The organism is Polymorphospora rubra (assembly GCF_018324255.1).
Classification (GTDB): Bacteria; Actinomycetota; Actinomycetes; order Mycobacteriales; family Micromonosporaceae; genus Polymorphospora; species Polymorphospora rubra.
Genome location: NZ_AP023359.1, coordinates 4,633,762 through 4,650,927, shown reverse-complemented (window position 1 = coordinate 4,650,927; position 17,166 = coordinate 4,633,762). Strand labels below are relative to the sequence as shown.

Below are 17,166 nucleotides of genomic sequence, written 5' to 3'. Positions count from 1 at the left end.
CCGGCAGGCATCGGTGACGAAGTCGCAGCGGTCGGCGAAATGGCAGCCCACCGGCCAGTCGATCGGCTGGGGTACCGTTCCCCGGATCGACGACAGCGCCCCGACGAGGCGGCGTTGCGGGGTATCGAGTCGAGCAGACCCTGGGTGTACGGGTGACGCGGTTGGGCGAACACCTCGGCGACCGGCCCGAACTCGACTATCTGCCCGGCGTACATGGTGGCGACGGTGTCTCCCACCTCGGCCACCACACCGAGATCGTGCGTGATCAGCAGGATCGACAGGCCCCGTTCGTCACGAAGCCCGACGAGCAGGTCGAGGATCTGCTTCTGCACGGTGACGTCGAGGGCGGTGGTGGGTTCGTCGGCGACGAGGACCTCCGGGTCGCAGGAGAGGGCCATGGCGATCATGACCCGCTGCGCCATACCGCCGGAGAACTGGAACGGGTAGTCGTCGAGCCGCTGCTCGGGGTTCGGGATGCCGACCCGTTCGAAGAGGTCGATGGTGAGCGCCCGCGCCTCGCGTCGCGGGACGTCACGGTGTTCCATGATCGCCTCGCACATCTGGTTTCCCACGGTGAACGTCGGGTTCAGGCTGGCGAGCGGATCCTGGAACACCACGCCGATCCGGTTGCCCCGGATCGCCCGCATCGCCTTGAAGTCCAGGCCGCTGATCTCCTCGTCATCGAGCCGGATGCGGGACGCGGTGACGAGACCGGGGTGCGAGACCAGCCCGAGCATCGACATGGCGGTAACACTCTTCCCGCTTCCCGACTCCCCGACCAGGCAGAGCAGTTCCCCGCGCCGGAGTCGGAGATCGACGTTCTGGACGACCTGGACACGCTGGCCGCCCACCTGGGGGAACGAGACGCTGAGATCCCGCACCTCCAGCGCGAGCGGCTGGTCGGGCTTGCCTGCGGGGACCTCCGGTTCCAGGGAGGTCGCTCGCGCTCTGCGAACCACGTTGAGTCCGAGCCGTCCGACGGTGATCTCGCGGCTGAACAGGTCGCGCAGCCCTTCCCCGATCTGGTTGATGCCGAGGACCGTAATGAAGATCGCAATGCCGGGTGGCAGGGCGAGGAAGAAGTTCTGGCGGATCGTTGCCTGCGCCTCGGAGAGCATCGAGCCCCAGCTCGCGGTCGGCTGCGTGACACCGAGGCCGAGGTAGGACAGGGTCGCCTCGGCGATGATGGCGGTGGCGAACATGAGTGTCGCCTGCACGATGATCGGTGGGGCGATGTTGTTGAGAATGTGCCGGAACAGGATGCGGGGGCCGCCGGCACCGGAGACCTTGAGCCCGTCGACGTAGAGTTCCTCCTTCGCGGAGAGGACTTCGCCGCGCACGAGCCGGAGGACGGACATCGCGTAGACGATGCCGACGACCGCCATCGCGTTGCGCAGTCCCGGCCCGACGGCCGCGATCACCGCGATGGCGAGCACGAGGAACGGGACAGACATCACGCCGTCGACCAGGCGCATCAGGATCCGGTCTGGCCAGCCGCCCACGTATCCGATCGCCAGCCCGGCCGGAACACCGATGCCGAGAGCGATGACGACGGCTTCCACGGCAGCCAACAGCGCGACCTGCCCGCCGTACAGGACACGGGTCAGCACGTCCCGCCCGTACCGGTCGGCACCGAGCCAGTGCTCGGTGGACGGTGGCGCGAAGCTGTCCGCCAGGACACCGGTGTTCGGATCGAACGGGGACAGCAGCGGTGCGAGGACCGCGCTCAGCGCGATGATCCCGACCACCGCGGCCCATACCAGCAACGACCGCTGCCGGAGCAGCCGGCCGAGGAACCGGCTGGACCGGACACCCCCCTTGGCGGCGACATCGGCGGCCGGGAGGCGCGAGACGTCGGAAGCTGGTTCGCTCATGTTGTCCGCACCTTCGGGTTGAGCCAGACATAGGACACGTCGACGAGAAGGTTGACCAGGACAACGACGACGACCGCGAACAGCACGACCGCCTGGATGATGTTCGGGTCGTACCGCAGCACGGCGTCGATCGTGAGCGAGCCGAGCCCCGGCAACGCGAAGAGCCGCTCCACGACGATCGCACCGCCGAGCAGCTGCGCGACCTGGAACGACATGGACGTCACCACGGGCGAGGCCGCGTTACGTCCCGCGTGCTTGAGCACCACGCGCCGCCGGGAGTGCCCCTTGCTCAGCGCCGTACGGGTGTAGTCCTGCTGCAACGCGGTGATCATGCTCGACCGGGCCTGCCGCGACAGCGCCGCCGCGACACCGACGCCCAGCGCGAGCGACGGCAGGGCAAGCGAGTGCAGCCAGCCTCCGAAGCTGTCCGCCGGGGAGACGTAGCCGGTGGCGGGAAACCAGCCGAGTTGCAGTGCCAGGAAGTAGATGATCAGCATCCCGACGAAGAAGCTCGGCGCGGCCTGCCCGACGGTGGACAGGAGGATGACACCGCGGTCGAGTCGGGTACCCGCGACGACCGAGGCGAACAGCCCGGCTCCGACGCCGAGTACGACACCGACGACGAGTCCGCCGGCGGTCAGCGACAGCGTGACCGGGAGCGCGGCGAGGAAGAGGTCCGTCACCGAGGCGCCGGTGTACAGGGAGGTCCCCAGATCGCCCCGCAGCAGGCCGCCGAGCCAGGTCCAGTACTGCTCGAGCGCCGGCCGGTCGAGCCCGAGTTGCTGCCGGAGCGTGTCAATCTGTTCCTGTGTGGCGTTGCCGCCAAGAATGATCTCTGCTGGGTCGACGTTCGAGGCCAGTGACAGGAAGAACGTCCCGCTGACCACGAGAAGCACGAGCGGGATCATCGTGAGCAACCTGATCACCACGTTGCGCATCGAGCCCCCTTACCGGCCTGCGCAGTAACAAGCTTGTTACGGCAGCATGTCTGAACTCAGACATCGTGCATTGTACCGTCCAGTCAGTCAAGAACGAGGGGAAGATCACGTCACGGGGCGAGCCCGGAAAGGCGGGGAAATCAACACTTCGGGCGCGGCGAAACCTCTCAAACCACAGCGACCCGCATCGCCGCGACCTCTTCGAGACGACCACGTCGAGCAGCACAGAGAGCGAGAGGCCGACCTCGAGCAGTCCCGTTGCCCCGCGGGTCGACGGAACGCGGGCGCCGGTCCACACGACCACCCACGCGACCCCCGACCGCAAGGACGATCCCGCACACGGAACCGGCGCATGTACCGATCGGTATAGTTCGAGGAGGACTACGGCGGCACTACGTGGCCGGGATGCGTGGATCACGCGGGCCGACCCGTAACGCCTCGACCCACGACGCCCTCACGGCATGGGCGGGCAGTTCCACGCCCGCGTCGGTTTCGGCGATTCGGCCGCCGGCCGACACGACCTGTGGCCGGCGGGGTTCAGCGCTGCGGCAGCCGGGCGAACACCTCGTCGACGATGACCCCGAAGTCCGTCGGTTCGTCGCCACCGGTCGCCCACTCGCGCCAGGCCACGTCGAGCGCCCCCAGCACAGCGGCGGCAAGGACCGCGGCCGTCAGGCGATCCCCGAGCTGCCTGGCCAACTCCTCGGCGAGGCGGTCCTGCCGGGCATGCCGGCTCGCGGCGAGCCGCGACTGCAGGGACTCGACGGACATCAGCATTCTGACGCGGCGGCGCACCCGATCAGGATCCGCGGCGACGGCCTCGACGACCGGCTGGACCGTACGGCGCAGCACCGCCCAGGTCGAGGTGGCTCCGGCGATGTCGAGCCGGGCGAGTTCGGCGGCGTAGTCGACGCCGAACGGCTGCAGCGTCGCCAGTACCGCGTCCTCCTTGCACGCGAAATAACGGAAGAAGGTCGCACGCGAGATCCCCACCCGCTGGGAGACCTCCTCCACCGAGGTCGCGTCGAAGCCCTCCGTCGCGAAGATCTCCGTCGCGGCCCGGGCGATTTCGAGTCGAAGCGTCTCCCGGGCCCGCTCCCTCAGGTCCGCCTTCATGAGAGCGAGTGTAACCCGTGATAGCGTCTCTCACTGATGAGACGCAGTATCAAGACTCAGCAGATCCCGCCCGCCACATCACGAGACGGCCGGGCCGCACCCCGGGGCCGCCGCGGACCGTCCGCCGGCCCACGTCAGGGCCTGATCATCGCGGTCCTGGCGTTCGCCGGGATGGGTGCCTCGTTCATGCAGACGATCCTGATCCCCATCCAGGGCGAGCTGCCGGAACTGCTGAACTCCACCCGCGGCACGACGGCGTGGGTCATCACGGTCACCCTGCTCGTCTCGGCGATCTGCACACCGATCTCCGGCAAGCTCGGCGACATGTACGGCAAACGCCGTACCGCACTGGTCCTGCTCTCGATCCTGGTCGCCGGGTCGCTGATCAGCGCCCTCTCCCCCAACGCCGCGATCCTGATCATCGGTCGGGGCCTGCAGGGAGCGGGCATGGGTGTGATCCCGCTGGGAATCTCGATCCTGCGCGACACGCTCGACAAGGACCGGCTCGGCTCCGCGATCGCGCTCATCAGCGCCACCCTCGGCGTCGGCGGCGCGGTCGGCCTGCCGGTCAGCGCGCTGATCGTCGAACACTTCGACTGGCACGTGCTCTTCTGGGTGGCCACCGCGATCGGCACGCTCTCCCTCGTCCTGATCGCGAGGTTCGTCCCGGCGGACACCCTGCGCACGGGCGGCCGCTTCGACTTCGTCGGAGCGCTCGGCCTCGCCGCCGGACTCACCGGTGTGTTGCTGGCCGTTTCCCGCGGCAACGAATGGGGCTGGGCGGCTCCCGCGACGCTCGCGCTGCTCGGCGGCGGACTCGCCATCCTGCTGCTGTGGGGCTGGTACGAGATGCGCGTGTCGAACCCGCTCGTCGATCTGCGGGTCAGCGCCCGTGCGCCGGTGCTGCTGACGAACCTCGCCTCGATCGCGATGGGGTTCGCCCTGTTCTCCTCCAGCGTCGTCTTCCCCCAGCTGCTCGAGCTGCCGGCCCAGTACGACGGGCTGGGCCTGTCGCTGCTGCACGCGAGTCTCATCCTGATGCCGGCGGGTCTGGCGATGCTCGCGATGTCGCCGGTGGCGGGCCGGATCGAACGCCGTACCGGGCCGAAGCCGCTGTTCATCGCCGGCGGCGTCACCATCGCCCTCACCTACGCCGCCGCCGCCCTGCTTCCCCTTCAGACGTGGCACATCCTGCTCATCAACACCGTCATCGGCATTGGCATCGGCCTCGGCTACGCCGCCATGCCCACGCTCATCATGCAGGCCGTTCCCGCCAACGAGACCGGTGCCGCCAACGGGCTCAACACCCTCATGCGTGCCCTCGGCACGAGCATCGCCTCGGCCGTCGTCGCCGGTGTCCTCGCCCAATCCGCGATCGACGTCGGAGCCGGCGCCCCGGTGCCGACCGCCGACGGATTCCAAGTCGCCTTCGTACTCGGACTCACGGCGGCACTGGTGTGCACCCTGATCGCAGTCTTCATCCCACACCCGACCAGGGAGGTGACCCGGGATGCGGCACTGCCCGAGGGCAGCCTCGCGGCGACCGACAGCGACGGTGAAGTCGTCCCCGCCGGCACGGCAAGTAACGTCCGGTAGGGAATGGGGTTGAGCCGCCCTCAATGGCGATCGCACCGTCGCCGGGCCGTTCGGCGATCGGCATGATTCGATCGGTGCGTCAGGCGATCAGCACGACCCGGTAGCCGGCGGCATGCAACTGCTGGGTGGTGGCCTCGCCGACACCGGAGGAGGTGCTGGCAATGACGGCGACCTGCACCAGCCTCGGATGCAAGTGATCGAAAATCCGACTCCGTACCGGTGCGTACGGCGCCGGTTGCGAACATCCGAGCGACCACCGAGCAACCGCGGATCATCCAGTGCGCCGGCGAGCGTGGTCGCGGCTGGTCAGTCGCGGGCGGCGAGCCGCTCGGCACCCGAGCCGGGTGTGACACTTGCCGTGCCTGCGGTCTGCTGTCAGCAGGCTTGGCAGGGACCCCAGGCGCCTGTGTGGCCTGCCGCGTGGGTGATGGCGAGTGCGCTTTCTTGGAGGCCGGCTCGGGCTTCTGCCGTTAGGGGGCTGAGTGCGCCGGCTAGCTCACGGGTGACGTCGTAATGGAACGCGGCCGCTAAGCGGCGCCCATCCTCCGTCAGGATTACGTGTACGGCGCGTCGGTCGCCGGGTACGAGGGTGCGTTCGACCAGGCCGCGCTGTGCCGCACGGTCTACCAGTCCGGTGAGGTTGGCTTTTCCTACGCCGAAGATTCGGGCGAGTTCGGCCATGCCGCGCGGTTGCTGGGCCAGGACGCACAACAGCCGGCCTTGCACTGCGGTTAGGTCGTGGCGGTCGGCGACGCGTCCGAACGTGCCTTGGACCAATCCGGAGAGCTGGATCAGCGCCATCGCGCTGTCGACATCGTCGGCGGACGGCATGTCGTGTGCCGCGGGGGCGACAGGAGATTCCTCGTCGGCACGGCGTTGACCTGTGATTTCGCCGCCATCGGAGGCGGTTGGACCGGGGACGGGCATGGCGCTATCGTACACTCCAGAGACAGTTCATTGCATGTACTATCAAGGCAGCGAACCAAATCGCATCGAGGGAGTACGCAGAATGACCCGTATCGGAATGATCTTGGGTAGTACCCGGCCGAACCGTGCTGGCGAGCAGGTGGCCCGGTGGGCCCTCGGGCTGGCGTCGAAACGCACTGACGCCGAGTTCCAGCTTGTCGACCTGCGTGACTTTCCGCTGCCGCACCTCGACGAGGTGATGCCACCGTCGTTCGGGCAGTACCAGAACGAGCACACCCGCCAGTGGGCGCAGGAGGTGGCGTCCTTCGACGGGTTCGTCATCGTCACCCCGGAGTACAACCACAGCACCTCAGGTGTGCTGAAGAACGCCCTGGACTACCTCTTCGCCGAGTGGAACAACAAGGCCGTCGGGTTCATCTCCTACGGCGCGCACGGTGGTGTCCGCGCGGTGGAGCATCTGCGGGTGATGGCCGGCGAGCTGATGATGGCCGACGTGCGCGCGCAGGTCGTGCTGAACTTCGCCACTGAGCCACCCCCGCTTCCATGGAGCCTCTTGATCATGGTCTGATGGCCGTGGGGAGGAAGTCGTTCGTGGTAGCACCGAAGAAGTACCCCGACGAGCTGCGTCAGCGGGCTGTGCGCTTGTATCGCGAGTCGGACCCGAAGCCGGTGATCCGGCGTTTGGCCGAGCAGCTCGGCGTGCATCCTGAGGCGTTGCGGAACTGGATCCGGCAGGCCGAGGCCGACGCGGGTGAGCGGCACGACCGGCCCACCAGCGAGATGGTTGAGGAGAACCGCCGGCTTCGTGACGAAGTGGCCGAGCTGCGGCGGGCGAACGAGATCCTGAAGGCGGCGAGCGCGTATTTCGCGGCGGAGCTCGACCCGACCCGGCGACGGTCATGACGTTCATTGATGAACATCGTGACCAGTTCGCGGTCGCGCTCCTGCTACGGGTCCTGAACATCGGTGCCTCGACGTACTACGCGTGGGTCAAGCAGGTCGAACAGCCATGCGACCGCGACATGGTCGACCTGGGCCTGATCTCCAACATCCACGAGATCTGGACCGCGTCCGGGCATACCTACGGCGCGGACCGGGTGCATCGGCAGCTACACCGTGACGGGATCCGCGTGGGCCGCAAGCGGGTGGAGCGGCTGATGGCCGACCAGGGTTGGCAGGGCGCGTTCCTGCGCCGGGGCTGGCGCGGCGGCTCCACCCGGCAGGACCCTCGGGCGACACCGGCGCCGGACCTGGTCAACCGGCGGTTCACCGCTGCCGGGCCGAACCGGCTGTGGGTCGCCGACGCCACCCGTATCCCGTGCGGCGAGGGCGTGTTCTGGCTGGCCGCGGTCCGCGACGCCTTCTCCCGCCGGATCGTCGGGTGGAAGACCTCCGACCGCTGCGACACCGACCTGATCCTCGCCGCCCTCGAATACGGCATCTGGTCCCGCGACGTCCGCGACGGCCAGCTCATACATCACAGCGACAGGGGCTCGAACGGCGGATTCAACTGGTCGTCGCAACACCTTGATCACGGAGGTTTGCGATGGGGCGCGGTAAGAAGCAGATATCTGAGGCGCCGGCTGGTGCGCGGCGCCAGTGGGCGTCGGATCGGGCATTGCGACCGCCGATGCGTTCACCGGGACGGCCGGAGCCGTCTCGTGCGGTGCAGCGGGACTTCTGGCGGCGGATCGCGTCGGGGGTAACGACGGTGGAGGCCGCGGAGGCGGTGGGTGTGTCGTGGCCGGTCGGGTCCCGGTGGTTCCGTCACGCTGGCGGCATGCCGCCGATCAGCCTGGACGAGCCCACGGGCCGTTACCTGTCATTCGCCGAGCGGGAGGAGATCGCGCTGCTGCGCGCCCAGGGGGTCGGCGTGCGCGAGATCGCCCGCAGGATCGGACGTGACCCGGGAACGATCTCACGCGAGCTGCGCCGTAACGCGGCGACCAGGGGCGGTAAGCCGGTCTACCGGGCTTTGGTGGCGCAGTGGAAGGCGCAGCAGGCCGCGAAGCGCCCGAAGACCGCGAAGCTCGTGAGCAATGGCAGGTTGCGTGAGTACGTACAGAACCGGCTTGCCGGCGGTGTCCGCCGACCCGACGGCACGATCGTCACCGGGCCTGAGACGCCAGCGTGGAAGGGGCTGAACAAGCCGCATCGGCAGGACCGCCGCTGGGCGACGGCGTGGAGCCCGGAGCAGATCTCGCACCGGCTGCGTGTCGACTTCCCCGATGATGAGTCCATGCGCATCAGCCACGAGGCGATCTACCAGTCACTGTTCATTCAGGGGCGTGGAGCGCTCAAGCGTGAGCTGGTCGCGTGTCTGCGCACCGGCCGGGCGCTGCGGGAGCCTCGGGCGCGGTCGCAGAACAAGCCGCGAGGGCATGTCACTGCCGATGTCGTCCTCTCCGAGCGTCCTGCCGAAGCCGCGGACCGCGCGGTCCCAGGGCACTGGGAAGGGGATCTGATCATCGGGACGGGCCGCTCCGCGATCGGCACGCTCGTCGAGCGCAGCAGCCGCTCCACGCTCCTCGTGCATCTGCCTCGGCTTGAGGGCTGGGGCGAGAAACCACCGGTGAAGAACGGTCCCTCGCTCGGCGGCTACGGCGCCGTCGCGATGAACACCGCGCTTACGGCATCAATGACGAGGTTGCCCGAGCAGCTGCGCAAGACCCTCACCTGGGACCGCGGGAAGGAACTCTCCGGTCATGCGCAGTTCACCCTCGATACCGGCACGAAGGTGTTCTTCGCCGATCCGCACTCGCCCTGGCAGCGGCCGACGAACGAGAACACGAACGGGCTGCTGCGCCAGTACTTTCCAAAGGGCACCGACCTGTCGAGGTGGTCCGACGAGGACCTCGAAGCCGTCGCCCTCGCGGTCAACAACCGGCCCCGCAAGATCCTTGGCTGGAAGACCCCAGCCGAGGTCTTCGCCGAGCAGCTACGCTCACTACAACAGCCCGGTGTTGCAACGACCGATTGAACTCGCCAACTACACGTCCTTCCGCTTCGCGGAACGCTTACAGGACAACGGGATCCTGCCGTCGATGGGATCCGTCGGCGACTCGTTCGACAACGCGCTCATGGAGAACTTCTGGTCCACGCTGAAGATCGAACTCGTCTACCGCACCTCCTGGCGGACCCGCGACGAGGCCGAGAACGCGATCTTCGCCTACATCGACGGCTGGTACAACACCCACCGCATCCAGAAGGAACTGGGCTACCTCAGTCCCGACGAGTACGAAACCGTCTGGCACACCCGCCAACACAACCGAACCGAGCCACCTATCGCCACCCCTGCGCCAGCCGGCAGCAGGTAACCACCGCTCCATCAAAGCGGGGGAACTCAGGTGGTGTCCACGACGATGTGACGCTTGCGGCCGTTGACTTTCTTGCCGGCGTCGTAGCCGCGGCTGGTCCTGGCGACGGTGTCGGCGGCGCGGACGGATTGCGAGTCCATGATCGCCGCGGTCGGGTGGGGTTGCGGCCTTCGGCGGTGCGGATCTGTTCGCGTAGGCCGTTGTGCGGGCGGGTGAGGGTGCCGTCGCGGGTCCAGGTGCGGAAGTAGTGGTAGACGGTCGGCCAGGGTGGGAAGTCGACCGGTAGTGCGCGCCAGACGCAGCTGTTGTGGTCGAGGTAGCGGATGGCGTCGACGATGTCGCGACGCGGGTAGGTGACCGGACGGCCGCCGCGCTCGCCGGTGCCGCCGGTGGGCAGGTAGGAGGCGATCAGCTGCCATTCGGTGTCGGTGGTGTCCGACGGGTAGCGGCGGGGACGGGCCGTGGGCAGGTGCTCCGGGGCGGTAGCGGGGGGCGCGGCAGCGGCCTGGCCGCAGACCAGGTAGAAACTCACTGTAGGGCCTTCGGGGTGGCATGGCTTCGACAACCACAGCCGTACCGGAGGCCCTACCTCGTGTCCGCGCGATACTCCGAGATCGATTCGGATTCCTTGGCCCTCAGCCGAGCCCCGCCAGGCTGACCTGGTTCTTCAACGGGCACTCAAAGGCTGGCCGATACCCTGCCCGCACTTCACCGCCAAGTACTACGGCGACGTCCTACCCGAACTCTCACACGTTGCCGCCGAAGCAACCGCCGCCGTCGTACCCAGACGGCAGAGCAAAGGAGCCCCAGACGGCATAGCCGGCTGGGCATCCGCGTCCCACGCCACACCGATACAGCAACCGCTGCAGCGCATCCGATTGGGCATGACCGGCCTGCTCCGCCAACTGCGAACAAGTCCTCACCTCAAGAGCAGCCTGCAGGCCGGTCACGAACGCCGCCGCCGTCCTGCACCGCTCCACTCGCCCGAACTAGCCCGTGAATGAAGCGAGTGGCCCGGCCAGCACTCGCCGCCGTTGGGCAGGCTTCACGCTGTGGCACGTGGCCGCCGCCAGATCTGATGCTGTCTCCACAGCGCACGGACGATCACACGTTGGCCGCCTTGTGTCCACCGCTCTCGACAGCAGCACCTCAAACGGCAGCTGCCCCACTAGTGCCTCGTCATGCAGCCTTGAACGGGTAATCGGGGTGGCGGATCTTGGAATTGGTCGCGAATCCTGACTTCGGCTGGGCCCGGTGGTTGCGCCAGCGGATGTAGTCGCCGATGGCGGCGTCCTGCTCGACGTGGCTGCGGTGGTCGGTGCCGTTGAGGGCGAAGTACCGCACGGCGGCGAACTCGGCCTCGATCCAGTTCAGCCAGGACGAGTAGGTCGGTAGGAACACCAGCTCGACGCGGTTGGTCGCGCACCAGGCGCGGACCTCGCGGTGCTTGTGCGGAGAGAAGTTGTCCACGATCAGGTAGAGGCGTTGGTCGGGCCAGCGGCGGCGCAGGGTCTTGAGGAAGGCCAGGAACTCGCGCCAGCGTTTGCGGTCGCGGATGCGGTAGTGCAGGCGTCCGGTGGCCAGGTCCAGTGCGGCGATCATGTGCCGGACGCCCTGGTCACGGGTGTATGTGGCCCGTAGTCGCGCGGGCTGTCCCTGGGGTCGCCATGCGCGGCCGGAGCGGGGTTGCAGGTTCAGCGGCCCGAACTCGTCGACGCAGATCACCCGGCCGTCGGCGGGCGGGTGGTCGTACAGGTCGAGGATCCGGCGCATCTTGGCGGTGAAGTCGGGGTCGGTGCTGGCCTTCCAGGTCTTGGTGGCCTGCCACGACACCCCGCGCTCATGCAGGATCCGCCGCACCGTCTCGGCGCTGATCGTGGTCACGTAGCCGGCGGCGATCAGGTAGTCGCGCAGCTTGGTCAGGGACCAGCAGGAGAACGGCTTACCGAGGAAACGGGGGTCGCACCGGGCGATGACGCAGATCCAGTCGCGGGTCTGCTCATCGATCCGTCTCGGTGCGCCCCCGCTCCATTTTGGGTCGAGTGCGTCGAACCCCCGATCGTTGAACGCGTGGATCACGTCGCGGACATAGTCCTCGCTGGTCTTGAGCAGGTGGGCGATGTCCGGGGCCGGCTGGCCCTGGGCGGACATCAGGACCACGATCGCCCGGCGCAACTTGACCGGGTCCTTCGCCGTCCTGGTGATCCGCTGCAACCGCTGTCCCTCGGCCATCGACACCTGCCGGACGAACACCTCCGGGCGTCTACCCACCCGGCACCACCTCCCACAGCCTCATTCGTTGGGAGACAGCGTGCCCGACACGTCCTCAGAACCGACGGATTACACGATCAACGTTCAAAGACGAGGCACTAGACGGCACGGCCTGACGGAGGGTGGCGTCGTTGTGTCTCCTGGTGATACCAGATGTCCGCCGGGCGCGTTGCCCCGATGTTGGTGAGAAGTCGCACAAAGATAGACCATCATCGTTCTTGTAGCGATGACTCGATTCTTGACAGGATCGGACCGTCACGCAAACCGCACGGGAGGATCACAGAATGTCACATTCGTTGATGAAGCGGTTTCTTGGAACCGCCGCTGCCGTGACCACAGGATTGCTGCTATTGGCTGCTTCGGCTCAAGCGGCACCTAAAACCGAAGCGGCCGGCGGCGAGCCGGCGAAAGCGACGGTTAGTGTCGCCGAGATCGAGGCGAACAATGCTGCCGTGTGGGCGTCGCTGCCGCCGAACGTGACCATGACGGTTATCGGAAAGATGCCCAAGCTTCAGGGCCCGATCGACCACTACACTCAGAACGGCCCTACGACCACGACGGGAGTGACTCCTCTCGCGGTGGACACATTGCCGTACGCCTTCACATTCTCTGGAGTGCGGAACTTGTATGGCCGAGACTTCACGTCCACGCAGACGATCATCTGCAAGGACGTTGAAGCCACATGGGACTTCCCCTATGGGTCGCATCACGAGTTCAAGATTACGCTTCGATCGAGCTGGACTGTCACCGTTCCCACTGACGGCGTAGCGCGTACCTTTTGCTGGTCGGGCGTTCCAACGAACACAACTTTGTGGTTCCGCTATTTCTCTACGGGTAACACCGGTGGTGACTATGCATTTGCTTCCGGCAGTGGCCAGGTCCGGTATCCCTGACCTGCAGACCTGTTGAGGATGCGCGGAGGCGAGTCGCCTCCGCGCATCCTTGCGTCGGCGGGCCGCGTCAGTCGGCGGATGGCGTCATGATCCACAAACTAGTCAGGTTGGCAAGGTCGGCTGTTGGCGTAAGCTCCACCGTGGTCGCGCCCGCCGCCTTGTCCACGGACGCTCGCCCGATCGTGACAGCCCCAACCTGATTGCTCTGTTGGGACGGATCCGGCATCAAGACACGGTTGGCCCGGTAAACCTCACCATCTGCGGGAACGCCTTCCATGACTAGCTTTCCGCCGGTTCCACGTACGGAACCCGGAACATTACTGATATTCGTGTACACCTGGCCGACGAATCCGGCGCTGGTAATGAGGTCGACAGTGGCTTCGCTGCGGACGGCATCGACTGCCGTTACGCGTCCGACCAAACCTTCGGCGACAACGGCTAGTTGCCCCTGCCGGACTCCCTGATCCTTCGGAAACGCCACGACTATCTGTTGGCCGGTCCTGCCGACCACCTCAGCGGGCACGGCCCGCGCATCGCCGTCCACACCGCCCTCACCAGGCACCTCAAACACCTTCGTGACGCTGGCGAACAGTCGATTCGGCTTGATGAACCCCGCGATCGTCGTCGTCTGCGCGGTCGCAGCGAGCGGGAATCGTTGCACAATAAGGCGACTGGTAGGTCCGTCCGGTTCTTGTATCATTTCATCATCGACAGCGGTACTCGACACCCGCACAGCTGTCACGCCCGGCATGGCGATGGCAATGGCATAAGTGGCCCCGGAATCATTACTAACCACGCCGGCGGCTCCGGACAACCGAGGACTGACCAGACTTATCACCTGAGTCTCCACCGGGTCGGGCACCGGCCGATCAACCCGCATCCGTAAGGCGTCCGCCGCACCGGAATCACCGGTGAAGAACGCCAACCGCGCGTTGCCCTGCTTGTCATATCCCTGCAAGACGACCACCGCCGAGCGCAGGCGTGGATGACGCGTCGCAACAAGGACCCGGACATCAGTGTGCGGACCTGCCGAATTGGTACGGTCCCAGACGCTGGTGGCCTCCTGTACCAGGCCAGCGTCCACGTCTCCCACCGGGGGCCAGCCCAGAAACGGGCCATCCGGCGGTGATGCAGCGAGTTGCGGTGTGACCCCGAATCCGACAACCCGAAACATCGTCACCAGCATCGCCAAGCACACTACGGCTGCGGCTCCGGCGGCGATACGCCGCCGCCCGCGACGCCGGGCCGCCCGCCGCATGGTCTTGCCTTCATAGCCCTCGGTTGGTACCACCGACTCGGCCAGATCCGCCAGGCCGGCACGCAACTCGGTCGTGTTATGCATAGCGCACCTCTTGATCAGCAACAGTGTCGGCCTCGACCCACTGCTTACGCAGAGTCTGCAGACCCCTTGATGAAAGACTCTTGACCGTGCCAACCGAACAACCCAGTACGCGCGCCGTGTCCTGCTCGGACAGGTCCTCGTAGAAGCGCAGTACGACCGCGGCACGCTGTCGTGCTGGCAGCCCGTCCAACGCCCGGCGGAGCAAGTCCCGCTGTTCCACCCCTACGTACTCGTCGCGTGCCTGGCTCTCCACCAGCCGACCCAAGGGCTGTTCCCACCAGGATCGGCGCCGCCTCCAGCTCACGAAGGTGTTGACTAGAATGCGCTGCACGTAGTGATCGACGCCCTCTGAGCGTTGCAGCCGAGACCACGCCACAACCGTCTTGGCCAACGTCGTCTGGACCAGATCCTCGGCTTTCCCTCGATCTCCGCACAGCAGGAAGGCGGTCCGGAGCAGCGATCCGTAACGCGCCCGCACAAAGGCTGTCACCTCCTTATCCTCGCGATCGCGCATCAGCCCCCCGCACCCTCGATATCAATCTCACGGCCACTACTTACGCTCTCCACCCCAGCAAAGGTTGCCGCGAATCCGGGACTTTTTTGACGATCGACTATCTCGACCCGCCCGCCGTGACGGCGATGCGCAGAAGGAGCCGCCCAGTGGTACGCAGGCGGAGCCGGCAGACCATGGGCTCGGCCGATCTCGGGGCGGCTGGACCACCAAGATGCATCTGGCGTGTGAGCAGGGCCGCAAGCTGATGGCCGTGGTAGTGACCACTGGGCAGCGCGGCGACAGCCCAGCCGCCACCGTCGGCGGCCTAATACTCCAACGTCACTTGGCTTCGACGGTTAGCCTCCTCCACGGTGTGGTGTGGGGCGATGGTGAACGGGATGGCGCGAGAGGCACGGTCATCTGGCGATGGTTGCCGCTGCTGCGGGGGCCCAGCGGGTCAACCACTGCAAGATGGCCGTCGGGTACCGCAGTTCGAGGTCACCGTGGGATTCCCACCTGATCCAGCCGGGGTGAAGGAGACCGATCGCGGTCAACGGCGCATCGTCACGTCCGAGCAGTTCGAGCCATAGATCGGTCCCCTGCATCCAGTCCATGACCTTGGTATCCGGTCGCAGTGTCAGCGCTGCTCGCAGTTGCTCCAGCGCTTCCGGGGCATGCTGGTCAGCCAGGGTCGGACGACGGTCGCGCCGCTTGCGGGTCGGTTCACCCGGCCCGGTCGAGTCGAAGACGCGGACCCGAGTCGTCTTGTCGACGGTCTCGGCCACCTCAGCAAGAAGATCGCTGATCACGCCTGTCATTCTTGTCGCGCAACGATGCGACAGCCAGCGGAAACCAGAGCACCTTCGGGCGACTCCGCGTCCGGCGTGGCGCGGGCATGAGGACGGCCACCGCGTTGATCATCGATGGTTTGTGAGGACAACCGAAGATCGTGCGGTGGCCGTGTGCCACAGCGTAGACCCCGCCAGGTGGCGGGTCATCCTGGACGAGGCGATGACGCGTGTCGCCGGCAGGTTCGCCCGGGCGCAACCGCGTGCGACCGCGGCGCGGTTCGTGGAAGGGCTGCTGTCGGGCGTGGAACGCAAGACCTGCTGGTCGCTTGCCGAACACGCGGGTCATGCCGATCCGCAGGCGATGCAGCGACTGCTGCGTACGGCGGTGTGGGACGCCGACGCCGTCCGCGATGACGTGCGTGACTGGCTGGTCGAACGGCTCGGGCACCCCGACGCCGTGCTGGTCACCGACGAGACGGGGTTCCTTAAGAGCCAGTCTGACAACTGGTCAGGTGGTTTGAGGTTGGGGTTGGGTGTGTGCGAGTCGTCGGCTCATGATGATGGTCATGGACCAGTAGACGATGGCGGCGTGGTGGGCGGGGAGTCGTTCGTAGTCGCGGACGGTCCGGCGGTGGCGGCTGATCCAGGCGAGGGTCCTCTCCACGACCCATCGGCGGGGTAGGACGTGGAAGCCGATCTGTCCGGCGAGCTTGGCCACGATCCGGGCGGTGATCCGTAGTCTGGCGGCGAGGTCGACGAATGTGCCGAGGTAGGCGCTGTCGGCCCAGACGAGGCGTAGGTGCTGGTGGCAGCCGCGTAGCGCGATCAGTAGGGCGCGGCCGGCGACGCGGTCCTGGACGCTGGCCGTGGTGACGGCCACGACCAGTAGCAGTCCGATGGTGTCGACCGCGATGTGGCGTTTGCGGCCGTTGATCTTCTTGCCGGCGTCGTAGCCGCGGCTGGTGCGCGGCACGGTTTCGGCGGCGCGGACGGATTGTGAGTCGATGATCGCCGCGGTCGGTTCGCGGTGGCGGCCTTCGGTGGCGCGTACCCGTTCGCGCAGGGTGTGGTGCAGGCGGGTCAGGGTGCCGTCGGCTGCCCAGCGGGCGTGGTAGTGGTAGACGGTCTTCCAGGGCGGGAAGTCGACCGGTAGTGCCCGCCATACCCCGCCGTTGTGGACGAGGTAGCGGATCGCGTCGACGATGTCCCGGCGCGAGCGTGTGGGGCGGCGGCCGCCTCGTGGGCCTGGGGTACCGGTGGGGATCAGGGGTGCGATCACCGCCCACTCGGTGTCGGTGGTGTCCGAGGGGTAGCGACGTGGACGGGTGGTGGGCAGATGGTCGCGGGCGTCGGCGGGGGTGGTGGGTGCGCCGGTGCCGGCGACAAGGTAGAAACTCATGCGGGGCTCTTCGGTTGCGGCACAACTGGTTTGGTCGCCAGTGCATCTACCGAAGAGCCCTGACTGCTGTCACCACGACACGCCGTACACCGGGCCGGGCATCCGCCACCGCTTATCCCCGCCAGTTGTCAGACTGGCTCTAATACGGCAGCCGCCGTTTGAGATCTTGCTGCTGACCTGGGGTGGACGCGAGACGGCCACCGCGTGAT

16 protein-coding genes and 4 pseudogenes are annotated in these 17,166 nt (G+C 67.0%); 9 read left to right on the top strand and 11 right to left on the bottom strand.

What is annotated here, in order from left to right:
- Positions 1 to 86: 86 nt before the first annotated feature.
- The 3 genes and pseudogenes from Prubr_RS36955 to Prubr_RS21025 form a co-directional block, all read right to left on the bottom strand.
- Positions 87 to 1,874 (bottom strand): annotated as a pseudogene (locus Prubr_RS36955) (dipeptide/oligopeptide/nickel ABC transporter permease/ATP-binding protein); the annotation flags it as partial.
- On the bottom strand, positions 1,871 to 2,812 hold the full coding sequence (locus Prubr_RS21030; protein ID WP_212816624.1) for an ABC transporter permease: 942 nt from the start codon (positions 2,810 to 2,812) through the stop codon (positions 1,871 to 1,873). The pseudogene Prubr_RS36955 and the gene Prubr_RS21030, both read right to left, overlap by 4 nt.
- A 537-nt stretch (positions 2,813 to 3,349) precedes the next feature.
- Positions 3,350 to 3,928, bottom strand: coding sequence for a TetR/AcrR family transcriptional regulator (locus tag Prubr_RS21025; protein WP_212816623.1), 579 nt, complete (start codon positions 3,926 to 3,928; stop codon positions 3,350 to 3,352).
- A 36-nt stretch (positions 3,929 to 3,964) separates the two neighbouring features.
- Here Prubr_RS21025 and Prubr_RS21020 point away from each other — a divergent pair, with 36 nt between their 5' ends.
- The gene (locus Prubr_RS21020; protein ID WP_212816622.1) at positions 3,965 to 5,524 is read left to right on the top strand and encodes an MFS transporter; all 1,560 of its coding nucleotides are present in this window, start codon (positions 3,965 to 3,967) and stop codon (positions 5,522 to 5,524) included.
- Positions 5,525 to 5,899: 375 nt separating this feature from the next.
- Here the strand turns inward: Prubr_RS21020 and Prubr_RS21015 are convergent, their stop codons facing one another.
- Positions 5,900 to 6,451 (bottom strand): MarR family winged helix-turn-helix transcriptional regulator, encoded by a 552-nt coding sequence (locus tag Prubr_RS21015; protein WP_212816621.1) that lies wholly within the window; start codon positions 6,449 to 6,451, stop codon positions 5,900 to 5,902.
- Positions 6,452 to 6,533: 82 nt separating this feature from the next.
- Between Prubr_RS21015 and Prubr_RS21010 the strand changes: the two genes are divergently transcribed.
- The 5 genes from Prubr_RS21010 to Prubr_RS20990 are packed head-to-tail and all read left to right on the top strand — an operon-like array spanning position 6,534 to position 9,768.
- The gene (locus Prubr_RS21010) at positions 6,534 to 7,019 is read left to right on the top strand and encodes an NADPH-dependent FMN reductase (RefSeq protein ID WP_212816620.1); all 486 of its coding nucleotides are present in this window, start codon (positions 6,534 to 6,536) and stop codon (positions 7,017 to 7,019) included.
- Positions 7,019 to 7,354 carry a transposase gene (locus tag Prubr_RS21005; protein ID WP_212816619.1) on the top strand — a complete coding sequence of 112 codons (336 nt, stop codon included), beginning with the start codon at positions 7,019 to 7,021 and terminating at the stop codon, positions 7,352 to 7,354. Before Prubr_RS21010 ends, Prubr_RS21005 begins: the two co-directional genes overlap by 1 nt.
- Complete coding sequence (locus Prubr_RS21000; RefSeq protein ID WP_212816618.1) at positions 7,351 to 8,157, top strand: IS3 family transposase; 807 nt, start codon at positions 7,351 to 7,353, stop codon at positions 8,155 to 8,157. The genes Prubr_RS21005 and Prubr_RS21000 overlap by 4 nt, the downstream gene beginning before the upstream one ends.
- Positions 8,082 to 9,431 (top strand): IS30 family transposase, encoded by a 1,350-nt coding sequence (locus tag Prubr_RS20995; RefSeq protein ID WP_425517932.1) that lies wholly within the window; start codon positions 8,082 to 8,084, stop codon positions 9,429 to 9,431. The genes Prubr_RS21000 and Prubr_RS20995 overlap by 76 nt, the downstream gene beginning before the upstream one ends.
- Positions 9,412 to 9,768 carry an IS3 family transposase gene (locus tag Prubr_RS20990; RefSeq protein WP_212816616.1) on the top strand — a complete coding sequence of 119 codons (357 nt, stop codon included), beginning with the start codon at positions 9,412 to 9,414 and terminating at the stop codon, positions 9,766 to 9,768. Before Prubr_RS20995 ends, Prubr_RS20990 begins: the two co-directional genes overlap by 20 nt.
- A 26-nt stretch (positions 9,769 to 9,794) precedes the next feature.
- On the opposite strand, the gene Prubr_RS38265 is transcribed toward Prubr_RS20990, so the two are convergent.
- The 3 genes and pseudogenes from Prubr_RS38265 to Prubr_RS20980 all read right to left on the bottom strand — a co-directional run bounded on the left by Prubr_RS38265 (position 9,795) and on the right by Prubr_RS20980 (position 12,039).
- Entirely contained in the window at positions 9,795 to 9,908 is a 114-nt protein-coding gene (locus Prubr_RS38265) for a transposase (RefSeq protein ID WP_425518062.1), read from the bottom strand.
- 80 nt (positions 9,909 to 9,988) lie between these two features.
- Positions 9,989 to 10,300: pseudogene (locus tag Prubr_RS36945) on the bottom strand (transposase); the annotation flags it as partial.
- Between the two features lie 647 nt (positions 10,301 to 10,947).
- Positions 10,948 to 12,039, bottom strand: coding sequence for an IS630 family transposase (locus Prubr_RS20980; RefSeq protein ID WP_246567430.1), 1,092 nt, complete (start codon positions 12,037 to 12,039; stop codon positions 10,948 to 10,950).
- A gap of 284 nt (positions 12,040 to 12,323) precedes the next feature.
- Here Prubr_RS20980 and Prubr_RS20975 point away from each other — a divergent pair, with 284 nt between their 5' ends.
- Positions 12,324 to 12,932, top strand: coding sequence for a hypothetical protein (locus Prubr_RS20975; protein ID WP_212816614.1), 609 nt, complete (start codon positions 12,324 to 12,326; stop codon positions 12,930 to 12,932).
- A 67-nt stretch (positions 12,933 to 12,999) separates the two neighbouring features.
- On the opposite strand, the gene Prubr_RS20970 is transcribed toward Prubr_RS20975, so the two are convergent.
- Positions 13,000 to 14,274: a rod shape-determining protein MreC gene (locus Prubr_RS20970; protein WP_212816613.1), complete on the bottom strand. Its 1,275-nt coding sequence runs from the start codon at positions 14,272 to 14,274 to the stop codon at positions 13,000 to 13,002.
- Complete coding sequence (locus tag Prubr_RS20965; protein WP_212816612.1) at positions 14,267 to 14,788, bottom strand: SigE family RNA polymerase sigma factor; 522 nt, start codon at positions 14,786 to 14,788, stop codon at positions 14,267 to 14,269. The genes Prubr_RS20970 and Prubr_RS20965 overlap by 8 nt, the downstream gene beginning before the upstream one ends.
- A gap of 109 nt (positions 14,789 to 14,897) precedes the next feature.
- On the opposite strand from Prubr_RS20965, the pseudogene Prubr_RS36940 reads away from it, so the two are divergent.
- Positions 14,898 to 15,074 (top strand): annotated as a pseudogene (locus Prubr_RS36940) (IS5 family transposase); the annotation flags it as partial.
- Between the two features lie 109 nt (positions 15,075 to 15,183).
- Here Prubr_RS36940 and Prubr_RS20960 read toward each other — a convergent pair.
- Positions 15,184 to 15,576: a hypothetical protein gene (locus Prubr_RS20960; protein ID WP_212816611.1), complete on the bottom strand. Its 393-nt coding sequence runs from the start codon at positions 15,574 to 15,576 to the stop codon at positions 15,184 to 15,186.
- A gap of 202 nt (positions 15,577 to 15,778) precedes the next feature.
- Between Prubr_RS20960 and Prubr_RS20955 the strand changes: the two are divergent.
- A pseudogene (locus Prubr_RS20955) lies at positions 15,779 to 16,048 on the top strand (transposase); the annotation flags it as partial.
- Positions 16,049 to 16,066: 18 nt separating this feature from the next.
- Here the strand turns inward: Prubr_RS20955 and Prubr_RS20950 are convergent.
- Positions 16,067 to 16,957 (bottom strand): IS5 family transposase, encoded by an 891-nt coding sequence (locus Prubr_RS20950; protein ID WP_212816610.1) that lies wholly within the window; start codon positions 16,955 to 16,957, stop codon positions 16,067 to 16,069.
- Between the last annotated feature and the right edge of the window lie 209 nt (positions 16,958 to 17,166).